25 protein-coding genes are annotated in these 22,642 nt (G+C 64.3%); 20 read left to right on the top strand and 5 right to left on the bottom strand.

The features are described from left to right. The first annotated feature begins 40 nt into the window (after positions 1–40). The 9 genes from AC1DSJ_RS26510 (at position 41) to AC1DSJ_RS26470 (ending at position 7,588) form a co-directional block, all read left to right on the top strand. Positions 41–1,030, top strand: a complete 990-nt coding sequence (locus AC1DSJ_RS26510; protein ID WP_054420662.1) for a KpsF/GutQ family sugar-phosphate isomerase — start codon at positions 41–43, stop codon at positions 1,028–1,030. Next, on the top strand, positions 1,027–1,635 hold the full coding sequence (locus tag AC1DSJ_RS26505) for a KdsC family phosphatase (protein WP_082386887.1): 609 nt from the start codon (positions 1,027–1,029) through the stop codon (positions 1,633–1,635). Before AC1DSJ_RS26510 ends, AC1DSJ_RS26505 begins: the two co-directional genes overlap by 4 nt. A 37-nt stretch (positions 1,636–1,672) precedes the next feature. Further along, positions 1,673–2,305 (top strand): LPS export ABC transporter periplasmic protein LptC, encoded by a 633-nt coding sequence (gene lptC / locus AC1DSJ_RS26500; protein ID WP_054420664.1) that lies wholly within the window; start codon positions 1,673–1,675, stop codon positions 2,303–2,305. Further along, a complete protein-coding gene (gene lptA / locus AC1DSJ_RS26495) occupies positions 2,302–2,949 on the top strand; it encodes a lipopolysaccharide transport periplasmic protein LptA (RefSeq protein WP_054420665.1) in 648 nt (215 codons plus the stop codon). Before lptC ends, lptA begins: the two co-directional genes overlap by 4 nt. Positions 2,950–2,982: 33 nt before the next feature. Beyond that, positions 2,983–3,777, top strand: coding sequence for an LPS export ABC transporter ATP-binding protein (lptB, locus tag AC1DSJ_RS26490; protein WP_054420666.1), 795 nt, complete (start codon positions 2,983–2,985; stop codon positions 3,775–3,777). A gap of 221 nt (positions 3,778–3,998) precedes the next feature. Further along, a complete protein-coding gene (hpf, locus tag AC1DSJ_RS26485; protein WP_054420667.1) occupies positions 3,999–4,337 on the top strand; it encodes a ribosome hibernation-promoting factor, HPF/YfiA family in 339 nt (112 codons plus the stop codon). Positions 4,338–4,728: 391 nt separating this feature from the next. Further along, the gene (locus AC1DSJ_RS26480; protein WP_054420668.1) at positions 4,729–5,184 is read left to right on the top strand and encodes a PTS sugar transporter subunit IIA; all 456 of its coding nucleotides are present in this window, start codon (positions 4,729–4,731) and stop codon (positions 5,182–5,184) included. An 18-nt stretch (positions 5,185–5,202) separates the two neighbouring features. Beyond that, the gene (hprK, locus tag AC1DSJ_RS26475) at positions 5,203–6,129 is read left to right on the top strand and encodes an HPr(Ser) kinase/phosphatase (RefSeq protein WP_006216298.1); all 927 of its coding nucleotides are present in this window, start codon (positions 5,203–5,205) and stop codon (positions 6,127–6,129) included. A 22-nt stretch (positions 6,130–6,151) separates the two neighbouring features. Further along, a complete protein-coding gene (locus AC1DSJ_RS26470) occupies positions 6,152–7,588 on the top strand; it encodes an aminotransferase-like domain-containing protein (RefSeq protein ID WP_054420669.1) in 1,437 nt (478 codons plus the stop codon). 7 nt (positions 7,589–7,595) lie between these two features. On the opposite strand, the gene AC1DSJ_RS26465 is transcribed toward AC1DSJ_RS26470, so the two are convergent. Both AC1DSJ_RS26465 and AC1DSJ_RS26460 read right to left on the bottom strand, forming a co-directional pair. Then, entirely contained in the window at positions 7,596–8,879 is a 1,284-nt protein-coding gene (locus AC1DSJ_RS26465) for a cytochrome c (RefSeq protein WP_175171728.1), read from the bottom strand. Positions 8,880–8,891: 12 nt separating this feature from the next. Then, positions 8,892–9,650: a c-type cytochrome gene (locus AC1DSJ_RS26460; RefSeq protein WP_175171727.1), complete on the bottom strand. Its 759-nt coding sequence runs from the start codon at positions 9,648–9,650 to the stop codon at positions 8,892–8,894. 184 nt (positions 9,651–9,834) lie between these two features. On the opposite strand from AC1DSJ_RS26460, the gene rapZ reads away from it, so the two are divergent. After that, the gene (rapZ, locus tag AC1DSJ_RS26455; RefSeq protein WP_054421348.1) at positions 9,835–10,707 is read left to right on the top strand and encodes an RNase adapter RapZ; all 873 of its coding nucleotides are present in this window, start codon (positions 9,835–9,837) and stop codon (positions 10,705–10,707) included. Further along, entirely contained in the window at positions 10,704–11,681 is a 978-nt protein-coding gene (locus tag AC1DSJ_RS26450) for a septal ring lytic transglycosylase RlpA family protein (RefSeq protein ID WP_346553447.1), read from the top strand. The genes rapZ and AC1DSJ_RS26450 overlap by 4 nt, the downstream gene beginning before the upstream one ends. A 146-nt stretch (positions 11,682–11,827) precedes the next feature. On the opposite strand, the gene AC1DSJ_RS26445 is transcribed toward AC1DSJ_RS26450, so the two are convergent. Both AC1DSJ_RS26445 and rsmI read right to left on the bottom strand, forming a co-directional pair. Beyond that, positions 11,828–12,412, bottom strand: coding sequence for a methylated-DNA--[protein]-cysteine S-methyltransferase (locus tag AC1DSJ_RS26445; RefSeq protein WP_346553446.1), 585 nt, complete (start codon positions 12,410–12,412; stop codon positions 11,828–11,830). A 3-nt stretch (positions 12,413–12,415) separates the two neighbouring features. Further along, complete coding sequence (rsmI, locus tag AC1DSJ_RS26440; RefSeq protein WP_346553445.1) at positions 12,416–13,357, bottom strand: 16S rRNA (cytidine(1402)-2'-O)-methyltransferase; 942 nt, start codon at positions 13,355–13,357, stop codon at positions 12,416–12,418. Between the two features lie 81 nt (positions 13,358–13,438). Here rsmI and AC1DSJ_RS26435 point away from each other — a divergent pair, with 81 nt between their 5' ends. The 4 genes from AC1DSJ_RS26435 to AC1DSJ_RS26420 all read left to right on the top strand — a co-directional run bounded on the left by AC1DSJ_RS26435 (position 13,439) and on the right by AC1DSJ_RS26420 (position 15,950). After that, on the top strand, positions 13,439–13,933 hold the full coding sequence (locus tag AC1DSJ_RS26435; RefSeq protein ID WP_441372518.1) for a YraN family protein: 495 nt from the start codon (positions 13,439–13,441) through the stop codon (positions 13,931–13,933). Positions 13,934–14,125: 192 nt separating this feature from the next. Continuing rightward, complete coding sequence (locus AC1DSJ_RS26430; protein ID WP_013396736.1) at positions 14,126–14,719, top strand: phosphoheptose isomerase; 594 nt, start codon at positions 14,126–14,128, stop codon at positions 14,717–14,719. Beyond that, positions 14,716–15,459, top strand: coding sequence for a BON domain-containing protein (locus tag AC1DSJ_RS26425; RefSeq protein WP_054420675.1), 744 nt, complete (start codon positions 14,716–14,718; stop codon positions 15,457–15,459). The genes AC1DSJ_RS26430 and AC1DSJ_RS26425 overlap by 4 nt, the downstream gene beginning before the upstream one ends. Beyond that, positions 15,456–15,950 carry a peroxiredoxin family protein gene (locus AC1DSJ_RS26420; RefSeq protein WP_054420676.1) on the top strand — a complete coding sequence of 165 codons (495 nt, stop codon included), beginning with the start codon at positions 15,456–15,458 and terminating at the stop codon, positions 15,948–15,950. The genes AC1DSJ_RS26425 and AC1DSJ_RS26420 overlap by 4 nt, the downstream gene beginning before the upstream one ends. 144 nt (positions 15,951–16,094) lie before the next feature. On the opposite strand, the gene AC1DSJ_RS26415 is transcribed toward AC1DSJ_RS26420, so the two are convergent. Beyond that, entirely contained in the window at positions 16,095–16,883 is a 789-nt protein-coding gene (locus tag AC1DSJ_RS26415; protein WP_054420677.1) for a MetQ/NlpA family ABC transporter substrate-binding protein, read from the bottom strand. Positions 16,884–17,147: 264 nt separating this feature from the next. Between AC1DSJ_RS26415 and argB the strand changes: the two genes are divergently transcribed. The 5 genes from argB (at position 17,148) to AC1DSJ_RS26390 (ending at position 22,288) form a co-directional block, all read left to right on the top strand. Further along, the gene (argB, locus tag AC1DSJ_RS26410; RefSeq protein WP_006224740.1) at positions 17,148–18,050 is read left to right on the top strand and encodes an acetylglutamate kinase; all 903 of its coding nucleotides are present in this window, start codon (positions 17,148–17,150) and stop codon (positions 18,048–18,050) included. Continuing rightward, on the top strand, positions 18,050–18,796 hold the full coding sequence (locus AC1DSJ_RS26405) for a pyrimidine 5'-nucleotidase (RefSeq protein WP_054420678.1): 747 nt from the start codon (positions 18,050–18,052) through the stop codon (positions 18,794–18,796). Before argB ends, AC1DSJ_RS26405 begins: the two co-directional genes overlap by 1 nt. A 56-nt stretch (positions 18,797–18,852) precedes the next feature. After that, positions 18,853–19,428 carry a nucleoid occlusion factor SlmA gene (slmA, locus tag AC1DSJ_RS26400; RefSeq protein WP_054420679.1) on the top strand — a complete coding sequence of 192 codons (576 nt, stop codon included), beginning with the start codon at positions 18,853–18,855 and terminating at the stop codon, positions 19,426–19,428. A gap of 304 nt (positions 19,429–19,732) precedes the next feature. Continuing rightward, positions 19,733–21,226 carry a DASS family sodium-coupled anion symporter gene (locus AC1DSJ_RS26395; protein WP_054420680.1) on the top strand — a complete coding sequence of 498 codons (1,494 nt, stop codon included), beginning with the start codon at positions 19,733–19,735 and terminating at the stop codon, positions 21,224–21,226. Between the two features lie 12 nt (positions 21,227–21,238). Next, positions 21,239–22,288 carry an Ldh family oxidoreductase gene (locus tag AC1DSJ_RS26390; RefSeq protein ID WP_175171721.1) on the top strand — a complete coding sequence of 350 codons (1,050 nt, stop codon included), beginning with the start codon at positions 21,239–21,241 and terminating at the stop codon, positions 22,286–22,288. Positions 22,289–22,642 lie beyond the last annotated feature (354 nt).

Genomic DNA, 22,642 nt, shown 5'->3' with positions numbered 1-22,642 from the left:
TGCCGGGGGCAAACGCGCCCACTGATATTAAAATCTCTGAATGACTGATCATCCCTCTACATCGTCCGATACCGCGCTGGCATCTGCTCGCCGCACGCTGCAAATCGAAAGCCAGGGTCTGTTGGACCTATCCGCACGACTGGACGACTCCTTTACCCAAGTGGTCGCGCTGTTGCTCGCGTGCCGTGGCCGCGTGGTGGTCACGGGCATCGGCAAGACCGGCCATATTGCCCGCAAGATCGCGGCGACGTTCGCCTCGACCGGCACGCCCGCCTTCTTCGTGCACGCCGCCGAAGCCGTGCATGGCGACCTGGGCATGATCACGCAGGACGACGTGGTGATCGCCGTGTCGTACTCGGGCGCGGGGCAAGAGCTGCTGACCATCCTGCCCGTCGCCCGCCGCATGGGCGCCAAGCTGGTGGCGATCACCGGCAACCCGCAATCCGAACTGGCCCTGCTGGCCGACGTGCACCTGGACGGCAGCGTGGCGCAGGAAGCCTGCCCGCTGAATCTGGCGCCCACGGCCAGCACCACCGCGGCGCTGGCCCTGGGCGACGCCCTGGCCGTGGCCTGCCTGGAAGCGCGCGGCTTCGGCCCGCAGGACTTCGCCCGGTCGCATCCGGGTGGCGCGCTCGGCCGCCGACTGCTGACGCACGTGCGCGACGTCATGCGCCAGGGCAACGCCTTGCCGATCGTGCTGGCCGGCACCCCCGTGTCGCAAGCGCTGGAAGTCATGTCCGCCAAGGGCATGGGCATGACGGTGGTGACCGACGCGCAGCACCGCCCGCTGGGCATCTTCACCGACGGCGACTTGCGCCGTCTGATCGCCCGGCACGGCGATATCCGCAGTCTGACCGTGGAGGCGGGCATGACCCGTTCGCCACGCAGCATCAACCCCGACGCGCTGGCCGTCGAGGCCGCCCAACAGATGGACGAGCTGCGGCTCAACCAGATGCTGGTGCTGGACTCCGACGGCGCGCTGCTGGGCGCCTTGCATATGCATGATCTGATGGCCGCTAAAGTGGTATGACTATGACTCTTCCTGCTTCCGTGACTCACCCGGCCGAAGCGCTGGTGCTTGCCCGTATTCCCGCCACCGTGCGCGACCGCGCCGCGACGGTTCGCTTGATGGTGTTCGATGTCGACGGCGTGCTGACCGACGGCAGCCTGTACTACGGCGAAAACGGCGAACTGCAAAAGCGCTTCAACGCCCTGGACGGCCACGGCCTGCGCCTGCTGATGGAAGGCGGGCTGACGGTGGCGCTGATGACGGGCCGATCCGGCCCCATCGTGGCGCGCCGCGCCGCCGAACTGGGCATTGCGGAAGTCATGCAGGGTGTGCGCGACAAGGGTGCGGCGCTGGCCGAACTTGCGCAGCGCTCGGGTGTCCAACTGAACCAAACCGGCTATATGGGCGATGACATCATCGACCTGCCGGCCATGCAGCGCGCGGGCTTTGCCGCCAGCGTGCCAAACGCGCCGGGCTATGTCAGCCAGGCTGCGCACTGGGTTTCCACGCAACCGGGCGGCAGCGGCGCGGTGCGCGAATGCTGCGATCTGCTGCTGGCTTCGCAGGGACGCCTGGGCGCGTTCCTGGCGGCGCCGGGCCTGCTCGGCCCTGGCGCCATCCAATGACCGCTCTGACCCCCCAACCGCCCTCGTGGCGAACCCGATGAAAGAACGTTTTCCTTCCCTGATCGCGCTGTTCCTGCTGCTGGTGCTGGTCACCAGCTCGTGGTGGGCGGCCGATTACGCGCAGCGCGCCATCCAGGTGGACCCGCCCCGCCGCATCACGCATGAAATGGACGCCTGGTCGCGCAACTTCGTGATGTTGCGCACCGACCCCACCGGACGCCCCATCAACCGGCTGGAAGGCGATTACGCGGAACATTTCCCGGACGATGACTCGTATCACATCACCGCGCCGCGCGCGGTGGGCCAACGCGAAGCCAACCCGATCACGGTAGGTGTTTCGAAGACTGCGGTGATGGAGCAAGGCGGCAAGCGCATCGTCATGAACGGCGACGCCCACGTGCACCGCCAGCCCGACGCCAACAATGATGTGCTGGACGTGCGCAGCCAGCAACTGATCATCCTGCCCGACGACGATGTGGTCTTTACCGACCTGCCCGCCGAGGTGATCAAGGGCCGTTCGCGGATGAACGGCAAGGGCATGCACTACAACAACAAAACACGCCAATTGCAGGTGTCGGCGTCGACGGATGTTGAAATTGCCGGTTCCGAAGGCAAGCAACAACGCCGGACCGAGATACCCGCCAACAACTCTGACCAGAAGAAACCATGACCGACCTTCGGACTCTCCTTGCCCCGACGACTCGCCTGCTTGGCGCCGTTCTGCTGACGGCTTCGGTGTTTGCGCCGGCGCACGCGCAGGACGCGGCTGCGAAGCCCGCCGCCGGCTCCAGCAAGGCGGCCCCCGCTGAAGAGCCCAGCACGCTGATCCTGTCGGACACGCTGCACTACGACGACGTGAAGAAACAAAGCGTGTTCACTGGCAACGTGAACATGACGCGCGGCTTGATGACGCTGACGTCCGACACGCTGGAAATGCACGAAGACGCGCAAGGCGGCCAGTACGGCACCGCCACCGCCAACAAGGGCAAAGTCGTGACGATCCGCCAGGAACGCCCCGACACGTTCGAGCTCATCGAAGGCAAGGGCCTGCGCGCCGAATACGACGGCACGAAAAGCACGTTCGACCTGATCGGCCAGGCCGTTGTCATCCGTTACGTCTGTGGCAAACCGTTCGACACGATTCGCGGCGAACGGGTACGCTACAACGAAAAAACCGGTACCTACGAAGCTCAGGGCGGCCCCAACTCCGCTGCGGCGGGTGGCCGCGTGCGCTCGGTGGCCGAACCGCGCGCCAAGTCGGATGCCGCCGTGGCTGAATGCCGCAAGCAGCAAGCCGCAAAGAAAGGGCGCTAAAGCGCCCCCCATGCAACACCATACGCACCCACGATGAATCAACCTTCTGTGCCGACACCCGTGACCTCCTCCCCCTCGGGGGTCAAGCAGGGCAGCCTGCGCGCAACCGGTTTGCGCAAGACCTATAACGGCCGGACCGTGGTGCAGGATGTGTCCCTGTCCGTGGTCAGCGGCGAAGTCGTCGGCCTGTTGGGCCCCAACGGCGCCGGCAAGACCACCAGCTTCTACATGATCGTGGGCCTGGTGCCGGCAGACGCCGGCCGCATCGAGATCGACGGTTCCGTCATCACCGCGATGCCGATTCACAAGCGCGCGCGCATGGGCCTGTCGTACCTGCCGCAGGATGCGTCCGTGTTCCGCCGGCTGACGGTCGAACAGAACATCCGCGCCGTGCTCGAATTGCAGCTGGGTCCTGATGGCCGGCCGCTGTCCACGCCGAAGATCAACGAGCAGATGGAATCGCTGCTGGAAGAGCTTCAGATTGGCCACATCCGCAGCAACGCCGCTATTTCGCTGTCGGGCGGTGAACGCCGCCGCGTGGAAATCGCGCGGGCGTTGGCCACCAGCCCGCGCTTCATTCTGTTGGATGAACCGTTTGCCGGCGTGGACCCTATCGCCGTGATTGAAATCCAGCGCATCGTGCGGTTCCTGAAGGGCCGCGGCATCGGCGTGCTGATCACCGACCACAACGTGCGCGAAACGCTGGGCATCTGCGACCGCGCCTACATCATCAGCGAAGGCAAGGTGCTGACTGATGGCCACCCCGACGAAATCGTGGGCGATCCGGCCGTTCGCCGCGTCTATCTGGGCGAGCACTTCCGCATGTAACAGGCCCTGGGGAAGACCCCTAGGCCCCTCTCGGGCCAAGGCGAATACTCCCTAGGGCTTGCGCCATAAAAATGCCATGTTCTTGCGCTAGGTCAGCTTGTTTTATCGGCCCGAGTCTATACACTAGTACTAAACGCACCCACCCAATCAAGGAGAACGCCTAAAGACATCACCGCGCATTTTGCGCAACCATTTTTTCTCTTTTAGAAGGAGAGCACACTATGAACCTGAGCATCTGCGGTCGTCACCTCGACGTCACCCCGGCAATCCGGGAATATGTCATGAACAAATTGGCGCGAGTGCTGCGGCATTTCGATCACGTCATCGATACCCAGGTCATGCTCTCAGTAGAGCCCCTGCGGCATAGAGCCGAAATCACCATGCGTCTAAGCGGTAAGGACATTCATTGTGAAGCAACCGATGAAAACCTCTATGCAGCCATAGACCTTCTTGCTGACAAAGTCGACCGTCAGGTCATCAAGCACAAGGACAAGGTACGTAGTCACTCAGCGGAGTCCGTGAAGCGGCAAGCGGCGATTCTTTCGCCACCCCAGCAGTAACCGCGCTTCATGATCACTCGCCCTGAGCGATTGAGTTAAACAGCGATTGAAAAATCCTGCCTAAGTCCCGGTGTCCCGCTAGACGTCAGTCCAGCCGGGGCATCGGCAAGACTCCCCTCCTGCACTACCCGTCCTGTATTACCCCATCCCCCCAGCTGTGTCCCTCCATTCCCGGTCTTGCCGGCGAATTCGCGTTGCGTCCTCGTTTTCCCACTTATGCGCTGATTCCGGCCAAATCCCGCGTTTTGAGGGGTATCTGCGCACCGGAATGCCCACAATCCATCGTGATCAGTCTATGCTGTCGCTCTTGCCATGCCGTCGGCCGCCTACGCAATGGGCGCCGCACGAGGCCAATTTATTGCACTGCGTCATATAACCATATAATGATCCGATGAATCATTTGTCGCGCATCCTACCCGCCGGCAACGTCGTGCTCGATATGCTCGCAACGAGCAAGAAACGGGCGTTCGAACAAGCTGGCCTTCTTTTTGAAAACAACCATGGCTTGGCACGAGCGCTCGTGTTCGACAGCCTGTTTGCCCGGGAACGTCTTGGCTCCACTGCTCTTGGGCAGGGCGTGGCCGTTCCTCACGGCCGAGTAAAGGGACTTGAGCAGGCGCTGGCGGCGTTCATCCGCCTGGCGCAGCCCATTTCCTTTGACGCGCCCGACGGGCAACCCGTGTCGATGCTGCTCTGTCTGCTGGTGCCGGAAACGGCCACGCAGCAGCACTTGGACATCCTGGCCGAACTCGCGCAGCTCATGTCGAACAAGGCATTGCGTGAAGCCCTGGCCACGGAGGCCGATCCGGCCATCGTCCACAAGATGCTCACGACCGGCCAACTCTGACCACGCGGAAACGCTGCCATGCTCACGGTGCAGGAACTCGTCGACGACAACGCCGACAAAATCCCCTTTAACTGGATTTCGGGCCAAGGCGCGGCAGACCGCGCCATTCCCGATGACGGCATGGCGGCCGCCGACCTTGTCGGCCACTTGAACCTGATCCACCCCTCGCGCATCCAGGTGTTCGGGCAGGAAGAGCTGGCGTATTACACGCGCTTCGACCTGCGCCGCCGCATGCACCACATGGACGAGCTGCTGATTGGCGGCGTACCCGCCATTTTGCTGGCCGACGGCCTGACGCCCCCGCAAGATCTGGTGGATCAATGCGATCAGCATCAGGTGCCGCTGTTGTCCACCCCGGTGGCTGCGGCGCAGCTGATTGATCTGCTGCGCATCTATCTGGGCAAGAAGCTCGCACCCACCACCACCGTGCACGGCGTGTTTCTGGACGTGCTGGGTTTGGGCGTGCTGATCACCGGTGAATCGGGCCTGGGCAAAAGCGAACTGGCACTCGAACTGATTTCGCGCGGACACGGTCTGGTGGCCGATGACGCCGTGGAATTCTCGCGCACCGCGCCCAACATGATCGAAGGCCACTGCCCCCAGCTGCTGCAAAATCTGCTGGAAGTGCGTGGCCTGGGTCTGCTCGACATCCGCACCATCTTCGGCGAAACCTCGGTGCGCCGGAAGATGCGCTTGAAGCTCATCGTGCATCTGGTGCGCGCCACCGCGCAGGACAAGTTCGAACGCCTGCCGCTGCAAGACATCACGCAAGACATGCTGGGCCTGCCCGTGCGCAAGGTGATGCTGCAAGTGGCCGCTGGCCGCAACTTGGCGGTGCTGGTGGAAGCCGCCGTGCGCAACACGATACTGAAGTTGCGCGGCATCGATACGCTGGGCGAGTTCATGGAACGCCAGGCCATGGCGATCCTGCAAAGCAGCAAATGAACGCGCGTCGCTTTGCGGCACCGTGAGCCTGTACGAAACCCTGGCCGACGAGATCGCCAAGTCGATCCGCGACGGCGTGATGCGCGTGGGCGACAAACTGCCCTCGGTGCGCGACGCCTGCGCCGCGCGCGGGGTCAGCCCGTCGACGGTATTCCAGGCCTATTACCTGCTTGAAGCGCGCGGCCTGATCCGCGCCCAGCCACGGTCGGGCTATTACGTCCACGCCCCCGCCGAATCCCTGCCGCCTGAACCGGGCGCGTCTTGTCCTGACGGCGAATCCACCGAACTCGCCATCAGCGAACGCATCTTCGACATCCTGGGCTCCGTGCGCAATCGCGACGTGACGCCGTTGGGGTCCGCCTTCCCTTCACCCTTGCTGTTTCCGTTGCCCCGTCTGGCGCAAGCCATGGCCGCGCATCTGAAACGCCAGGACCCGCTGGACACCGTCGAAGACCTGAGCCCCGGCAATCCGAACCTGCGGCGGCAGATCGCGCTGCGCTATCTGATCGGCGGCATGAACGTGCCCGCGAACGATATCGTCATCACGAATGGCGCGCTGGAAGCGCTGAACCTGTGCCTGCAAGCCGTGACCCAACCGGGCGACACCGTCATCGTCGAAGCGCCCACGTTCTACGGCGCATTGCAGGCGTTGGAGCGACAAGGGCTGAAAGCGCTGGAAGTGCCGACGCATCCGCGCACCGGCATGGACCTTGCGGCGATGGAAGCGGCCATCAAACGGCATGCCCCCAAAGCGTGCTGGCTGATGACGCAATTCCAGAACCCGCTGGGCAGCCTGATGCCGGACGACAGAAAGCGGCAATTGGTGGAATTGCTGGCCCGCCATGACATCCCGCTGATCGAAGACGACGTCTACGGCGAACTGTATTTCGGCGCGGCGCGGCCGGTGCCTGCCAAGGCCTACGACAAGCAGGGGCTGGTGCTGCATTGCTCGTCGTTTTCGAAATGTCTGGCGCCGGGTTATCGCATCGGCTGGGCGTCTGCCGGCCGGTACACGCAGCGCGTGCAACGGCTGAAGCTGTCGTCCACGCTGTCGGCATCGGGCCCCGCGCAAGGCGCAATCGCGGAATACCTGGAGCAAGGCGGCTACGACCGTCATTTGCGCCGTTTGCGTGACACGCTGCAAACGCAGCAAGAGCGCATGGCCGATGCGATTGCGCATGAATTTCCCGCCGGCACACGCGTGACGCGTCCGCAAGGCGGTTTCTTCCTGTGGGTGGAATTGCCCGCTGCCGTGGACGCGTTGGCCTTGCATCGCGAGGCGCTGACGCGCGGCATCAGTGTGGCGCCCGGCCCGATCTTCTCGGCCAGCGGCCAGTTCGCAAGCGCGCTGCGCCTGAACTACGGCCACCCCTGGGACGCATCGCACGACGCCGCCATCCGCGTGCTGGGCGAACTGGCCCGCGAGGCATGCGCGCGCGCGGTAAGGCCCGCGCGCTAGCGGCGCATCAATTCAACGTAGACGCCGCCCGCGCACGTTTGACCTCAAGCGCCGTCACGCCACCGGCCTCGTTGCCCCAGCTGTTCCGGATGTAGGACACCAGCATGGCGATATCGCTGTCGTTCAGTATCTGCCCAAACGGCGGCATGCCGTGCGGCCGCGGGTTCGCTGCCGTGGCGGGCGCGTAGCCGCCATCAAGCACCATGCGGATCGCGTTGACCGGCGACGGCGCCGTCACCGTGGGGTTGCCCGCCAACGCAGGCCACGCGGTGCCGCTGCCCTCGCCCTTCGGTTGATGGCATTGCGCGCATTGCTGGCTGTAGATCTTGCTGCCCAACTCCATTGCGGCGGGCGCCACCGCCACGCTCTGCCGAGGCAGCGAGGCCGGCGTCGCGGGCAGCGACTTGATGTAGACGCCAATCGCCAGCGCGTCGTCATCGGTCAGGTGCTGCGTGCTGCCCAGCACCACTTCAGCCATTGGGCCGCTGGCGCTTGAATGCGCCGAGATGCCGGTCTTGAGCAGCGCGGCGATGTCTGCCGCCGTCCAGCGGCCCATGCCCGTCTGCATGTCGTTGGTGAGCGGCGGCGCGTACCAGTCCAGCACCGGGATGACGCCGCCTGTCAGCGGCTCGGACGAACGCGTCGCGCCCAGGCGGTTGCGCGGTGTGTGGCAAGCGGCGCAATGCCCCAGCCCTTCCACCAGGTAACGCCCCCGATTCCATTGCACGGACTGACTCGCGTCAGCCTCTTGCACGCCCGGCTTGAAATACAGCGCGCGCCAAGCGGCCAGCAAGGGGCGCTGATCGTAAGGGAAGTCCAGCTCAGGCGGCCGGTTGGGCTGGCTGACCGGCGCCACACTGCGCAGGTAGGCGTACAAGGCATCGGCGTCGGCACGCGTAACCCGCGTGTACTCCGTGTACGGGAACGCCGGATACAGCAGCGAACCGTCTTTGGATTTGCCGTTGTGCAGCGCCTGCCAGAAATCGTCGGCGCTCCAGGTGCCGATGCCGGTCTTGTCGTCAGGCGTGATGTTCGGGCCGTACACGGTACCGAACGGCGTGGGAATCGGCGTGCCCCCCGCCAAGGCCTTGCCGCCCCGGCTGGTGTGGCAAGCCATGCAGTTGCCGGCCAGCGCCAGGTAGCGGCCGCGCTCGACAAGCGTGGACGCGTCGGCCGCCACCGCGGCAGGCCCCGTGCTGGCGTCATCACGCGTGCCCAGCCAATACAGGCCGCCCACGGCAATGACCAAGGCCAACAGCACCACAGACAGAATTCGTTTGAGCAGTGTCATCGTGGCCCCCGGTCAGCGTTGCGCCTGGCTGCCGCATTCTGCGGGCAGTTTCAGCGAACCCGCCGCTTCGGGCGCGTAAGGCTCGACGACAGGTTGAGACGACAGCCACGCCGCCAGGGCGCCGATGTCGGTGGGGGTGAGTTTGTTGGCGATGTCCGCCATGCAGTCAGGCTCGGCGGCGCGGCGCAGGCCGTTTTTCCAGCTGCCGATCTGCGAACCGATGTAGTCGCGCGGCAAGCCAAGCAAGCCGGGAATGGCCGGCATCACGCCGCTGAGCGCGGCGCCATGACAGGACGCACAGGCGGGCAAGCCGCGCGCCGCGTCACCCTGCATGGCCAGCGTGCGGCCGGCTTGCAGCGTGGCGCTGGACACGTCGGCACGCAACGGCGGCGGATACGGCACGTGCTGCTCGGAAAAATACGCCGCCATGTCACGCAGGTAATCGTCGGGCAGGCCAGCCAGCAGATGCGACATGGGCCGGTACTGGCGGCGGTCGTCGCGGAAGTTCAGCAGTTGGTGATACAGGTATTCCTGCGGCTTGCCGGCCAGGCGCGGGTAGTAGCCGTCGGCGCCGGCCCGGCCCTGCGCGCCATGACAGGCCGTACAGGCCGCGACGCGGGCCGCCATGGTGTCTGGGCGCAGCGTGTCTTGGGAGGGCTGTTGCGCGTGCGCGGCACTTGTCATAAAGACAACAGCAGCCGTCGCCAACACGCGAGAAATCGCCCCAAACCGCGGCAGTGAAACACTACTAATGGAAATGAGGGCTAACATCTAGGTCGAATTCCAATCCCCCGAATCGCATGACGGCGGGGCGCGTAAGTGAATCGATCGAGTATCCGGCCCACAGCTTACGCCACGGGACGAATCAGGGTACAGGCGCAGATTCTGAGTTTACGGCCATATCAGATGCTATCCCGCCGGCATCGTCCTGGAAAAGCGTGCCACAATCATGACCATGTTGAAAGTCGTCCTTGTCACCGGCATCTCAGGCTCAGGCAAATCCGTTGCCCTGCGCATGCTCGAAGATTCCAGCTACACCTGCGTCGACAACCTGCCCGTGCGCTTCCTGACCGAGTTCATCGCCAACGCGCGCGACGACGGCATGGAGCGCGTTGCGGTGGCCATCGACGTCCGCTCCCCTGGCGAACTGGCCGAGCTGCCGGATGTCGTCACGGCGTTGCGCGCCATGGGCACGAGCCTGCGCGTGGTCTTCCTGGACGCCAGCACCGCCACGCTGGTGCAGCGCTATTCGGAATCCCGCCGCCGTCATCCGCTGACCGACCGCCTGCAGCATGGCGGGTCCACGCCGTCGCTCACGGACTGCATCGCGCTTGAGCGCGAACTGCTGGCACCGCTGCGCGAGCAAGAACATGTGATCGACACCTCTGACCTGACGCCGGGTCAATTGCGCGCCTGGATTCGCGACCTGATCAAAGCCGACCGCGCCCCGCTCGTGCTGACCTTCGAATCCTTCGCCTACAAGCGTGGCGTACCGGGCGACGCCGACTTGGTGTTCGATGTGCGCTGCCTGCCCAACCCGCACTACGACCGCAACCTGCGGCCGCTGACCGGGCGCGACGAGCCCGTCGCAACCTGGCTGGCCGGATACGAACAGGTCGGCCAGATGATCGACGACATCGCCGGCTTCCTGAACCGCTGGCTGCCGCAATACACGCAAGACACCCGCAACTACCTGACCGTGGCGATCGGCTGCACGGGCGGCCAGCACCGTTCCGTCTATGTCGTCGAACAGCTGGCGCTGCGCTTCGCTGACCACGACCCCTTGCTGGTGCGCCACCGAAACCAACTGCCCGCCGAATCCGCATGACCCTGTCCCGCCCGCTCCACCTGATCCTGATGCTGTTGCTGGCCATTGCCGTGGCCGGCTGTTCTTCCACCGGGGGTCGCAAAAAGGGCGGCGGGTATTACAAGGACGACGGGCCGGACGCGAACCCGCCATCGAACCTGGACCAGGTGCCGGATGCGGTGCCGCGTATCGAGCCCTACGCCAGCGGCGCCAACCGGCCCTACGTGGTGTTCGGCCAGCGCTATGTGCCCGACACGACCGGCCAGCCGTACAAGCAGCGCGGCACGGCGTCTTGGTACGGCAAGAAATTCCATGGCAATTCCACGTCCATCGGCGAGTCCTACGACATGTACGCCATGACGGCCGCCCATACGACCTTGCCGATTCCCAGCTATGCGCGCGTCACCAGCCTGGTCAACGGCAAGACGATCGTCGTGCGGGTGAACGACCGCGGGCCGTTCCATAGCGACCGCATCATGGACTTGTCCTACGTGGCCGCGTACAAGCTTGGCATCATCGGGCCGGGTAGCGGGCAAGTCGTGGTGGAAAGCATCCCGCAAGACGAGATCCGCCGGCTGGCTTCGCAAGGCGCCCCCGCCGCGCCCTCCCCCGAGCCCGCATCGGCCACGGGTTCCTTGCCAGTCATGGCGCCGGTTGCCGCCGTGCCGGTGGCATTGGCGGCCGAACCGCTTTCGGGTGCGGCCGCTGGGCCCGCTTCCGGCTCGGCACCGGTCCGTCAGGCGCCTGCTGCGGGTGGCATCGGCAATGTCTATTTGCAGGTGGGCGCGTTCAGCCAGCCGGGCAACGCGCAATCATTGGTTGCCCGCATCAACTCGCAATTGAGTACGGCAGGCGCGCCGCCCGCGCAGGTTGAGCAGTCGAACAACCTGTACCGCGTGAAGATCGGGCCCTACCCCGACCGGCAAAGCGCGTTGAACGCCGTGCCGCTGGTGTCGGACAAGATCGGCATTCTGCCAAGCATCGCCACGCAATAAGCGCGGCAGTCACCTCGGAAACCCTGTCGGGTAAGCGCCCTGATCAGTGCGATTCCGCAAACCCGGCCAGCTTTCGCTCAGCCCGAATTCGCGGGGTCCGTCTTCCCGGGTCTGTCTTCGCGGGTCTGTCTTCCCGGGTCTTCCCATTACCAGGGCAATTCCGCCTGACCGTCACAAACGCGACGCGCGCGGGCGTTGCGGCTCAGGTAGCGGTTGCCTTCGTGCGCCAGCAATGCCTGCTTGCGCGGCAAGCCGCCGCCAAACCCCGTCAACGACGTATCGGCGCCGATCACGCGGTGGCACGGAATGATGATGATGATCGGATTGCGACCCACCGCGCCGCCTACCGCCTGCGCGCCCTTGGGCCGTCCGACGGTGCGCGCCAGATCGCCATAACTGGCCAGCTTGCCGAAACCCAGATCGCACAACGCATGCCAGACCTTGTGCTGGAACGTGGTGCCGACAGGGTCCAGCGCCACGTCGAAATGCCGGCGCTTGCCCGCGAACCAATCGTCGAGCTCGCGGCGCGCCTGCTCCAGGATGGGATCGGTTTGCGACAGCGTCCAGCCCTCGGTGGACGGCAGCCCTTCCTGGTCGGTGAACCAGGCGCCGCGCAGGCCCTTGGGGCTGGCGACCAGGCGCAATTCGCCCAAGGGCGTGGCCATGTCGCAATAGCTAATGGGTTCCAGCGGATCGGCAGGCTTGTTCGATACGAGGGTTGCGTACGCCATGCTTTACTCCGACTCCGCCGACTTCTTGCGCGATAGCGCGCGGTTGTACAACACGTCACGCGGCTGCCCCGTGACCTTGGCGGCGACGCGCGCGGCGTCGCGCACGGACATGGATTCCAGCAACGCGTCCAGCAGCACGTCTGTGCGCGGGTCGGCGTCTTCATCAATCTCTTGTTCGACCTTGGCGTGCGCGATCAGCACAAATTCGCCCTGCTCGCGGTGCGAGTCCGCGGCCAGCCACGCGGCAGCTTCGCCCATCGTGATGGTTGCGATTTCCTCGAAGCGCTTGGTGAGTTCGCGGGCCACGGTCAATTGGCGGTCAGGGCCACAGACTTCCAGCAAATCGGCAAGCGTTGCCGCCAGCCGATGCGGTGATTCGAACATCACCACGGGCGCGGGCAAGGCGCACCACGACCGCAGCCAACGCTGGCGGGCCACGGCCTTGGGCGGCGGGAAACCGGCAAACGCATAGGCGGGATTTTCGTCGGTGGTGACGCCGCTGCCCATCAACGCGGCGATAACGGCGCTGGGGCCGGGGATGGGCACCACCGCAAAACCGGCGTCGCGCACCGCGCGCACGACACGGGCGCCGGGGTCGCTGACGGCGGGTGCGCCCGCGTCTGACACCAGCGCCACGCGCTGGCCTTGGGCCAGGCGTTCACAGATGGCTTGGGCGGCGGCCGCTTCGTTATGGCGGTGGGCCGCCATCAACGGCGTATTGACCCCCCAGGCGTCCAGCAAGGTGCGGCTGGCGCGCGTGTCTTCAGCCGCGATCACGTCGGCGCGTTGCAGGGCATGCCAGGCACGCAGCCCCAAGTCGCCCAGGTTGCCGATCGGCGTGGCCACGACGTACAAGGTCGACGCGGGCCAATGCTGCCCTGCAACGCGTTCAGCGACGCGGCTCCAGGCATCGCCGGCAGGCGGGGGTGAGACATTTTGATTCATTGCAGCCTACTGACACGGAAAACCATGTCAGTGTAGCCGCCAATGCCCGCCGCCTTCCGGCCGCAACCCCTTGGAGCCTTCATGACGGATGACGCTTTGCGACTGGCCTGCGAACTGGCGCTGGCCGCACGCGTGCGCGCAAACAAGCGGCGCCGGCGCGCCCGGCCGCGCGTCGCGCCACACGCCATACCCGACGACACGCCGGTGCACCGCTCGCCCATGCAGCGTCGGGGCGATGGCCACGAAGACGCCGCGCTGCGTCTGCTAGAAGCGCAGGGCCTGGTGCTGCTGGCGCGCAATCTATGGACCCGGATGGGCGAGATCGACCTTGTCATGCGTGATGGCGACACCTTGGTCTTCATCGAAGTCCGCGCCCGCGCGGGCACGCGCTTCGGGGGTGCCGCGGCCAGCATCGGCCACGACAAGCAGGCCCGGCTGGCCCGCGCTGCGGCGCAATGGCTGCCGGAGCTGGCCCGGCGGCACTGGGCGGGCTCCCAGCCCGCCGCCCGGTTCGACGCCGTCGTCTTCGAGGCCGGCCAGCCACAATGGCTGCGCGACGCCTTCTCGCTGCCATGACGCTTCGGCCCGGCTCGCCGCCCGCCTCCCTCTGCCCCGACGCGCCGGCCCAGCTCGCTGCCCACCTCTCTCTGCCCCGACGCGCCGGCCCGGCTCGCCGTTGCCTCTCACGCGGCCCCTCCGTAACGACCATCCGCACAGTCGTTACGCATGGACAGAACAGCGAGGCGGCCCCGTGAGATAATCGCGCCCATGGATATGACCTCTCGTATGACGTCGCACTTTCGCGACGCCATGGCTGCGTGCGAACAAAGTATGAACGTCCTGGCCGAACCGCTGGCAGTGGCGGTGGACGTGCTATTCGGCGCCCTGGCGAACAACGGCAAGATTCTGGCTTGCGGCAACGGTGGCTCGGCCGCCGATGCGCAGCATTTCATCGCCGAACTGGTGGGCCGCTTCGAACGCGAGCGCCTGCCGCTGGCGGGCATCGCGCTCAACACCGATACCTCGATCCTCACCGCCGTCGGCAACGACTATGGCTTTGACGAGATCTACGAACGCCAGGTCAATGCATTTGGCCAGGCGGGCGACGTGCTGGTGGCCATTTCCACCAGCGGCAATTCGCCCAACGTGGTCCGCGCCATGGAAGCCGCCAGCGCGCGCGAAATGCACGTACTGGCCCTCACGGGCAAAGGCGGCGGCGTCATGGGGGAACTCATTACGCCCATGGACGTCCATCTATGTGTTCCCAGCGATCGCACGATGCGTATCCAGGAAGTCCATATTCTGCTGCTGCACGCACTGTGCGACGGCATCGACGCTCTTCTGCTTGGAGATACCGAATGATGTCTGACGTCAGAACCGCCGTCCGCCCGCTGATGCTTGCCGCGGCCTTGTCCACGGCCGCGCTGTCGCTGTCGGCCTGCGCGCCGCTGATCGTAGGCGGCGCCGCCGCCACCACGGCGGTTGTCGTCACCGACCGCCGCACCTCCGGTATCCAGCTTGAAGACCAGAACATGGCCTTCAAGGCGCAAAGCCAGATTTCGCAAAAGCTGGGCGACACCGCCCGGGTCAACGCCATGGCTTACGGCGGCCACCTGCTGCTGACGGGCGACGTGCCCACCGAGGAAGCCAAGTCCCAGGCGACCGCCATCGCGCAAAGCATCGAGAACGTCAAACAGGTCATCAACCAGTTGAACGTGGGCCCCATCGCCTCGTTCGGCACGCGTTCGAACGACACCTGGCTCACGTCCAAGGTCAAGACCGCGCTGATCAACACCAAGTACGTGCCATCCGGCACCATCGCCCTGACGACCGATCACAGCGTCGTCTACCTGATGGGCAAGGTCACGCAGGCTGAAGGCGAGTATGCCGCCAACGCCACCGCGGACGTGGGCGGCGTGGCCAAGGTGGTTAAACTGTTCGAGACCATCAGCCGCGAAGAAGCGATCCGGCTGTCCAACAGCAGCACCCGAGACGCCTCCACCGAAACCAAAGCGCCCATTCAAAGCGGCACCGGCACAGCACCCAGCGACAACAACGCGGCCGGCACGAGCAATGGCGTTGAAGCGATGCCCATCAAATGAAAAAAGCCATCGTAGCCCTGGCCGTCCTGGTGGCGGTTGGTATCGGCGCCTGGTTCGTCTGGCGCCCCGCCCAGACCGCACCCGACGTCACCTTCACCACCCTGGAAGGCAAAACTTTCTCGATGCAGGATCTGCGCGGCAAGGTCGTGCTGGTCAAGTTCTGGGCAACCAGCTGCGTGACGTGCGTGAAGCAGATGCCGGAAACCATCGCCGCCTATAAGGAATACGCCGGCAAGGGTTACGAGGCCGTGGCGGTCGCCATGAATTACGATCCGCCCAACTTCGTCTTGAACTTCGCCGACCAGCGCAAGCTGCCGTTCCCCGTGGCGCTGGATACCAAGGGCGACATCGCCCGCGCCTTTGGCGACATCCGGCTCACGCCCACGGCCTTTTTGATCGACAAGCAGGGGCACATCATCAAGCGCTATCTGGGCGAATACGATGTGGCCGAATTCCACGCCACCGTAGAAAAGGCGCTGGCGGCGGGCTGATGCCCGGGTCATCGCCACCGCCTCCAAAGACCGCCCGCTTGGGCGGTTTTTTGTTTTTCCGCCCTTTTTCCGCCTTTTGTTTCGCCCAAGTAAAACCGCCCGGCAAGCGGGCGGTTCATGCAGGAGACCGCAGCGGGCTGAAACTTAGAACGCCGGAACCACGGCGCCCTTGTACTTTTCCTGGATGAATTTCTTCACGTCCGGCGAGTGCAGCGCGTCGACCAGCTTCTTGATGCCCGGCGCGTCTTTGTTGTCCGTGCGGGTGACCAGGATGTTGGCGTAGGGCGAATCGGCGCCTTCGATGAACAGTGCGTCTTTGGTCGGCACCAGGCCGGCTTCCAGCGCGTAATTGGTGTTGATCAGCGCCAGGTCCACGTCGTCCAGCGAACGCGGCAACATCGCGGCTTCAAGTTCGCGGAACTTCAGCTTCTTGGGGTTCTCGACCACATCAGCGGCGGTAGCCAGGATGTTGGACGGGTCCTTCAGCTTGATCACGCCCTGCTTTTGCAGCAGCGCCAGCGCGCGGCCGCCGTTGGACGGGTCGTTCGGGATGGCGACCGTGGCGCCGTCCTTGAGCTCGGACAAGCTCTTGATCTTCTTGGAATAACCGCCAAACGGCTCGACGTGAACCAGCGCCACCGGCACCAGCGTGGCCTTGCGGTCTTTGTTGAACGAATCCAGATAGGGCTTGTGCTGGAAGAAGTTGGCGTCCAGCTGCTTGTCGACCAGTTGCAGGTTGGGCTGCACGTAATCGCTGAACACCTTGATGTCGAGCTCGACGCCTTGCTTGGCCAACTGCGGCTTCACCACTTCCAGAATTTCGGCATGCGGCACCTGGGTTGCGCCCACTACGACTTTTTCAGCATGAGCGGCATTGGCTGCCACCAGGAAGGCCGATGCCATCAGGGCAGAGCGGACGAAGTTCAAACGCATGTGTCGCCTCTTTTATAGGATAAAAATTGGGGGCCGATGCCCAACCAGTGCGGATCAGCCCCCTTTTGCGGGGCCCCGCGTCCTCGAAAACGCCCCCAATTTACCTGAATGACGGTTATTTGTCGGGCATATGAACATGGGTTTTGGGTATATGAAACGTGTGGTACTACAATCCGTCGTATGCTTGCGCTACCGCGTGCCAAACGCGTTTTTGTGCAGGCATTTTTTCTAACCACTTACACATATATTGCCGACTTAGCTGCCATGACCGACACCCCCGACCCTGCTGCCGTTTCGTCCCCCGCTGTCAAAGCCGCTGTGCTGTCTGAAGCACTGCCGTATATCCGACGATTCCACGGCAAGACCATCGTGGTCAAGTACGGCGGCAACGCCATGACGGAAGAGCGCTTGCAGCGCAGCTTCGCGCACGATGTCGTGCTGCTCAAGCTGGTGGGTCTGAACCCGGTGGTGGTGCACGGCGGCGGTCCGCAGATCGACGACGCGCTGCGCCGCATCGGCAAGCAAGGCACCTTCATCCAGGGCATGCGCGTGACCGATGCCGAGACCATGGAAGTGGTCGAATGGGTGCTGGGCGGCCAAGTCCAGCAAGACATCGTCATGATGATCAACGAAGTCGGCGGCAAGGCCGTTGGCCTGACCGGCAAAGACGGTGGTCTGATCCAGGCCCAGAAAAAGCTGATGGCCAACAAGGACAACCCCAATGAACCGATCGACATCGGCTTCGTGGGCGACATCACGCTGGTTGAGCCGGCCGTGGTGAAGGCCTTGCAAGACGACCAGTTCATCCCGGTCATCTCGCCTATTGGTTACGGCGAAGACGGCACGGCCTACAACATCAACGCCGACGTTGTCGCCGGCAAGATGGCTGAAGTGCTGGGCGCTGAAAAGCTGCTGATGCTGACCAACACCCCGGGCGTGCTGGACAAGGCCGGCAAGTTGCTGCGCAGCCTGTCGGCGCAGACCATCGACGAACTGTTCGCTGATGGCACCATCTCGGGCGGCATGCTGCCCAAGATCTCGTCGGCGCTGGACGCCGCCAAGAACGGCGTGAACTCTGTCCACATCGTCGACGGCCGCGTGCCGCACTGCCTGCTGCTTGAAATCCTGACCGATCAAGGCGTTGGCACGATGATCAGCTCGCATTGATGCGAGCACAGCGTCTGCTGTTGCGGCCGGCGGTGCGCATGCGCCGCTCGCGCCGCGAGGCCACGGGCGTTTCCGAACGCCTGTGGCTGTTTGACCTGGACAACACGCTCCACGACACCTCTCACGCCATCTTTCCGAAGATCGACCACGGCATGACCATGGCCGTCGCCGAGGCGTTGAATGTCGATATCGATACCGCCAACGACTTGCGCCGCCAATACTGGCAGCGCTACGGGGCCACGATGATCGGCATGGTGCGGCATCACGGCGTGAACCCGCACGAGTTCCTGCATCGCAGCCACGACTTCGACGTCAACCCGCTGGTGCGCGCCGAAAAGGCGCTGGCCTACAAGCTGCGGCAACTGCCGGGCCGCAAGGTGCTGCTGACGAATGCGCCGCTGCACTATGCGCGATCCGTGCTGGCGCGGCTGGGCATCCTGCGCCAGTTCGACAGCCTGTGGGCCATTGAACACATGCGCCTGCACGGCGAGTTCCGCCCCAAGCCGTCGCCCGCGCTGCTGCGCTACGTGCTGGCCCGCGAAGGCGTGCCGGCTCATCGCGCGGTGCTGGTGGAAGACACGCTGGCCAACCTGCGCGGCGCGCGGCGCGTCGGCGTGCGCACGGTGCACGTTTATCACCCTGGCACCCCCTTTTCGCGCGGCCAATCCCACCGTCCGGGCTACGTCGACTTGCGAGTAAACTCCGTCAGTGATTTGTTGTTACGCCGGCGTCCCCTGCGGGGATAACGGCGCGCGTCTCCCTCCCCCCACACCGTCAAGCCTGCGCGAGAGCAGTTCCTTCCATGGCGAGCAAACCCGGCGAGCGCAAGACCCAAATTCTGCAAACCCTGGCCGAGATGCTGGAGCAGCCGCATGCGGCTCGCATCACCACGGCCGCGCTGGCCGCGCGCCTTGAAGTGTCCGAAGCCGCGCTGTACCGGCACTTTGCCAGCAAGGCGCAGATGTTCGAAGGGCTGATCGAATTCATCGAAACCAGCATCTTCACATTGGTGAACCAGATCGCCGCCGCCGAACCCTACGGCGTGCCGCAAGCCCACAAGACCGTGGCCATGCTGTTGACGTTTTCCGAACGCAACAAGGGCATGACGCGCGTGCTGACGGGCGACGCGCTGGTCACGGAAGACAACCGGCTGCAAGAACGCATCAACCATATCAACGACCGCATCGAAACGTCGCTGAAGCAATCGCTACGCATCGCCATCACGGATGGCGGCTTGCCCTCGGACGCCAATGTGGCCGCGCACGCCAGCCTGCTGACGCATCTGGTGCTGGGCCGCTGGCTGCGTTATGCGCAAAGCGGCTGGCGCGTGGCGCCGACGCTGCATCTGGATGAGCAACTGCGCCTGGCGCTGGGTTAAGTACGCCCACGCATTAGCGGCATAACACGAACGAATTCAAGTAAAAATCAGGTGCCAACTGCGTAGGGCGCTGGCACAATTCGTGTGCATTCATGCAACAGTCCCGGCTTGCGACCATCAAGGGCGGACGAGCATAATGCCCCGGATGGGTTTGCTCAAGCCCAGATTTTCATCAGCTTGATCCACATCAATGCGGGTTTTCCTCAATGCCGTCACGATCGTCCTGTAGCGTCGACACATCGAATTAGATAAACCCGTGCTCGCGGGGCGTGTGTCGTCAGTTTGACCTCAACCGGAGATGGATATGACCGCGCCAGCCGCTGTCCCTGCCTCACAGGCACCCCAGAAAGCAAAAATTCCAATCGGACTCGTCGCCGGCATCGTGGTGATGATCGGGGTGCTGATGATGCCCTTGCCCGCCGACCTGCCGGTCGCGGGACACCGCATGTTGGCGATCCTGGCCTTTGCGGTGGTGGTCTGGATTACCGAAGCCGTGTCTTACGAAGCCAGCGCGATCATGATCACGACGCTGATGGCTTTCCTGTTGGGCACGGCTCCGACAATCAAAGACCCGAACGTGCTGTACGGCACGTCGGCCGCCATCAGCATGGCGCTGACAGGCTTTGCGAACTCGGCGCTGGCGCTGGTGACCGGCGCCTTGTTTATTGCGGCCGCCATGACCTTCACCGGGCTGGACCGGCGCATCGCGCTGGTCACGCTGTCCCGGGTGGGCACCAGCACGCGCCGCATCCTGATCGGATGTATCGCCGTGACGATCGTGCTGAGCCTGGTTGTGCCCAGCGCCACTGCGCGCAGCGCCGCCGTCGTGCCAATCATGATGGGCGTTATCGCGGCCTTCGGCGTGGACAAGCGTTCGAATATCGCCGCCGGCATCATGATCATCGTGGCGCAAGCCACCAGCATCTGGAACGTGGGCATCCAAACCGCCGCCGCGCAGAACCTGCTGACGGTCGGCTTCATGGAAAAGATGTTGGGCGAACGCGTGGCGTGGTCGGACTGGCTGATTGCCGGCGCCCCCTGGTCGCTGATCATGTCGGCCGTGCTGATTGTCGTCGTTCTGAAGCTGCTGCCGCCGGAAAGCGACAGCATCGCCGGGGGCAAGGAAGCGGTCGAAAAGTCGCTGCTTGAACTGGGCCCGATGACGGGCGCGCAAAAGCGCCTGATGGCCGTGTCGATCATGCTGCTGCTGTTCTGGTCGACCGAAGGCAAGCTGCACAAGTTCGACACCACCTCGACCACCTACTTCGGTCTGGTCCTGCTGATGCTGCCGCGCTTTGGCGTGATGACGTGGAAAGACGTGCAATCGCGTATCCCATGGGGCACGGTGATTGTGTTCGGCGTGGGTATCAGCCTGGGCACCGCCCTGTTGACGACGCAAGCGGGCCAATGGCTGGGCAACCAGGTCGTGGCGCACACCGGGCTGGATCACCTGGGGCCGCTCGCCATCTTCGCCATTCTTGCCGCCTTCCTGATCGTCATCCACCTGGGTTTCGCCAGCGCGACGGCACTGACGTCGGCCATGCTGCCCATTCTGATTTCGGTGCTGGCCACGCTGCCGGGCGACTTCAGCCGCCTGGGCATGACGATGTTGCTGGGCTTCGTGGTCAGCTACGGCTTCATCCTGCCGATCAACGCGCCGCAGAACATGGTGTGCCTGGGTACGGAAACGTTTAACGCCAAGCAGTTCGCAAAGGTCGGCATCATCGTCACCATCGTGGGCTACCTGCTGATGCTGGTGATGGGCGCGACCTACTGGCGCTGGCTCGGCTGGATCTAAGGAGCACGCATCATGAAACTCTCTTTAGCTCAAGCCAATGAATACGGCCGCCTGGTGCTGATGGCGCAAGGCGTGCCGGAAGACATCGCCCGCGACGTGGCTGAACACTTGGTCGAGTCCGACCGGGTGGGCTACACCAGCCACGGGCTGTCGATCCTGACGAACTATCGGCGTGTGCTGTCCGAAGGGCTGGCCAAGCCCGACGGCCGCCCCGAACTGGTGAACGACCGTGGCGCGATGCTGGCCTATGACGGCCACCACGGTCTGGGTCAATACGTGGGCAAGGTCGTGATCGAAAAAGCGATCGAGCGCACGCAGGAACATGGCCAGTGCATCCTGACTTTGCGCCACAGCCATCACCTGGGCCGCATGGGCCACTTTGGCGAAATGGTGGCGGCCAAGGGCCTGATCCTGCTGGCCTTCACCAACGTGATCAACCGCGCGCCCACCGTGGCGCCGTTCGGCGGCGCACAAGCGTGCCTGACCACGAACCCGCTGTGCTTTGCCGGCCCCCTGCCCGGCGGCCGTCCGCCCTTTATCGTGGACATGGCAACGAGTTCGATCGCCGTGAACAAGGCGCGCGTGTTGGCCGCCAAGGGCGAACAAGCACCGCCGGGATCGCTGATCGATGCCGAAGGCAATCCGACGACGGACCCAGGCGCGCTGTTCGCGGACCCGCCCGGCGCGTTGCTGCCGTTCGGTGGCCACAAGGGTTATGCACTGGGTTTGGTGGCCGAACTGCTAGCCGGCGTGCTGTCTGGCGGCGGCACGATCCAACCCGAGCACCCGCGCATCGGCGTGGCGACGAACAATATGTTCGCGCTGCTGCTGGACCCGCAAGTGGACTTCAATACGGATTGGCGGTCGATGGAAGTGGGTGCGTTCATTGACTACCTGCACGCGTGCAAACCGCAACCCGGCGTGGAAGCGGTGCAGTATCCGGGGGAGTACGAAGCTCGGAACCGGGCGGTGAATGCGGACTCGGTAGAGTTCGACAGCCGCATCTGGGATGGGTTGAGTAAGTTGGCTGTCGAACTGGGGGTGCCTGAGGCGTTGCCTTGATGGATCGGGGTTTTTTTTATGGGCTGTCGGTTGGGTTCTTAAGACGCCCGTGACGGCGGTGGCCTGCGGGGCGCGGGGCAACGATTGCGGTCCGGAGCCTTCGCTCCGGACTTCCCCCTTGTCATCTTCGTCCGCCTTCGGCTCCCTTGTATCTTGAGCCCTGGAATGGTTAGCTACCATTCCACGAGAGACAGGTGAGTTTCTGCGGCTCCCTTGTATCTTGAGCCCTGGAATGGTTAGCTACCATTCCACGAGAGACAGGTGAGTTTCTGCGGCTCCCTTAGGTGGTCGACCCTGTTCTGAAGACTAAACCCCTGTCTCTCACCTCTGACGCCATCGCGGACACTGGACGGT

It is taken from the genome of Achromobacter sp. 01N37, from assembly GCF_056399725.1.
This window is presented reverse-complemented; position numbering and strand designations above follow the sequence as displayed.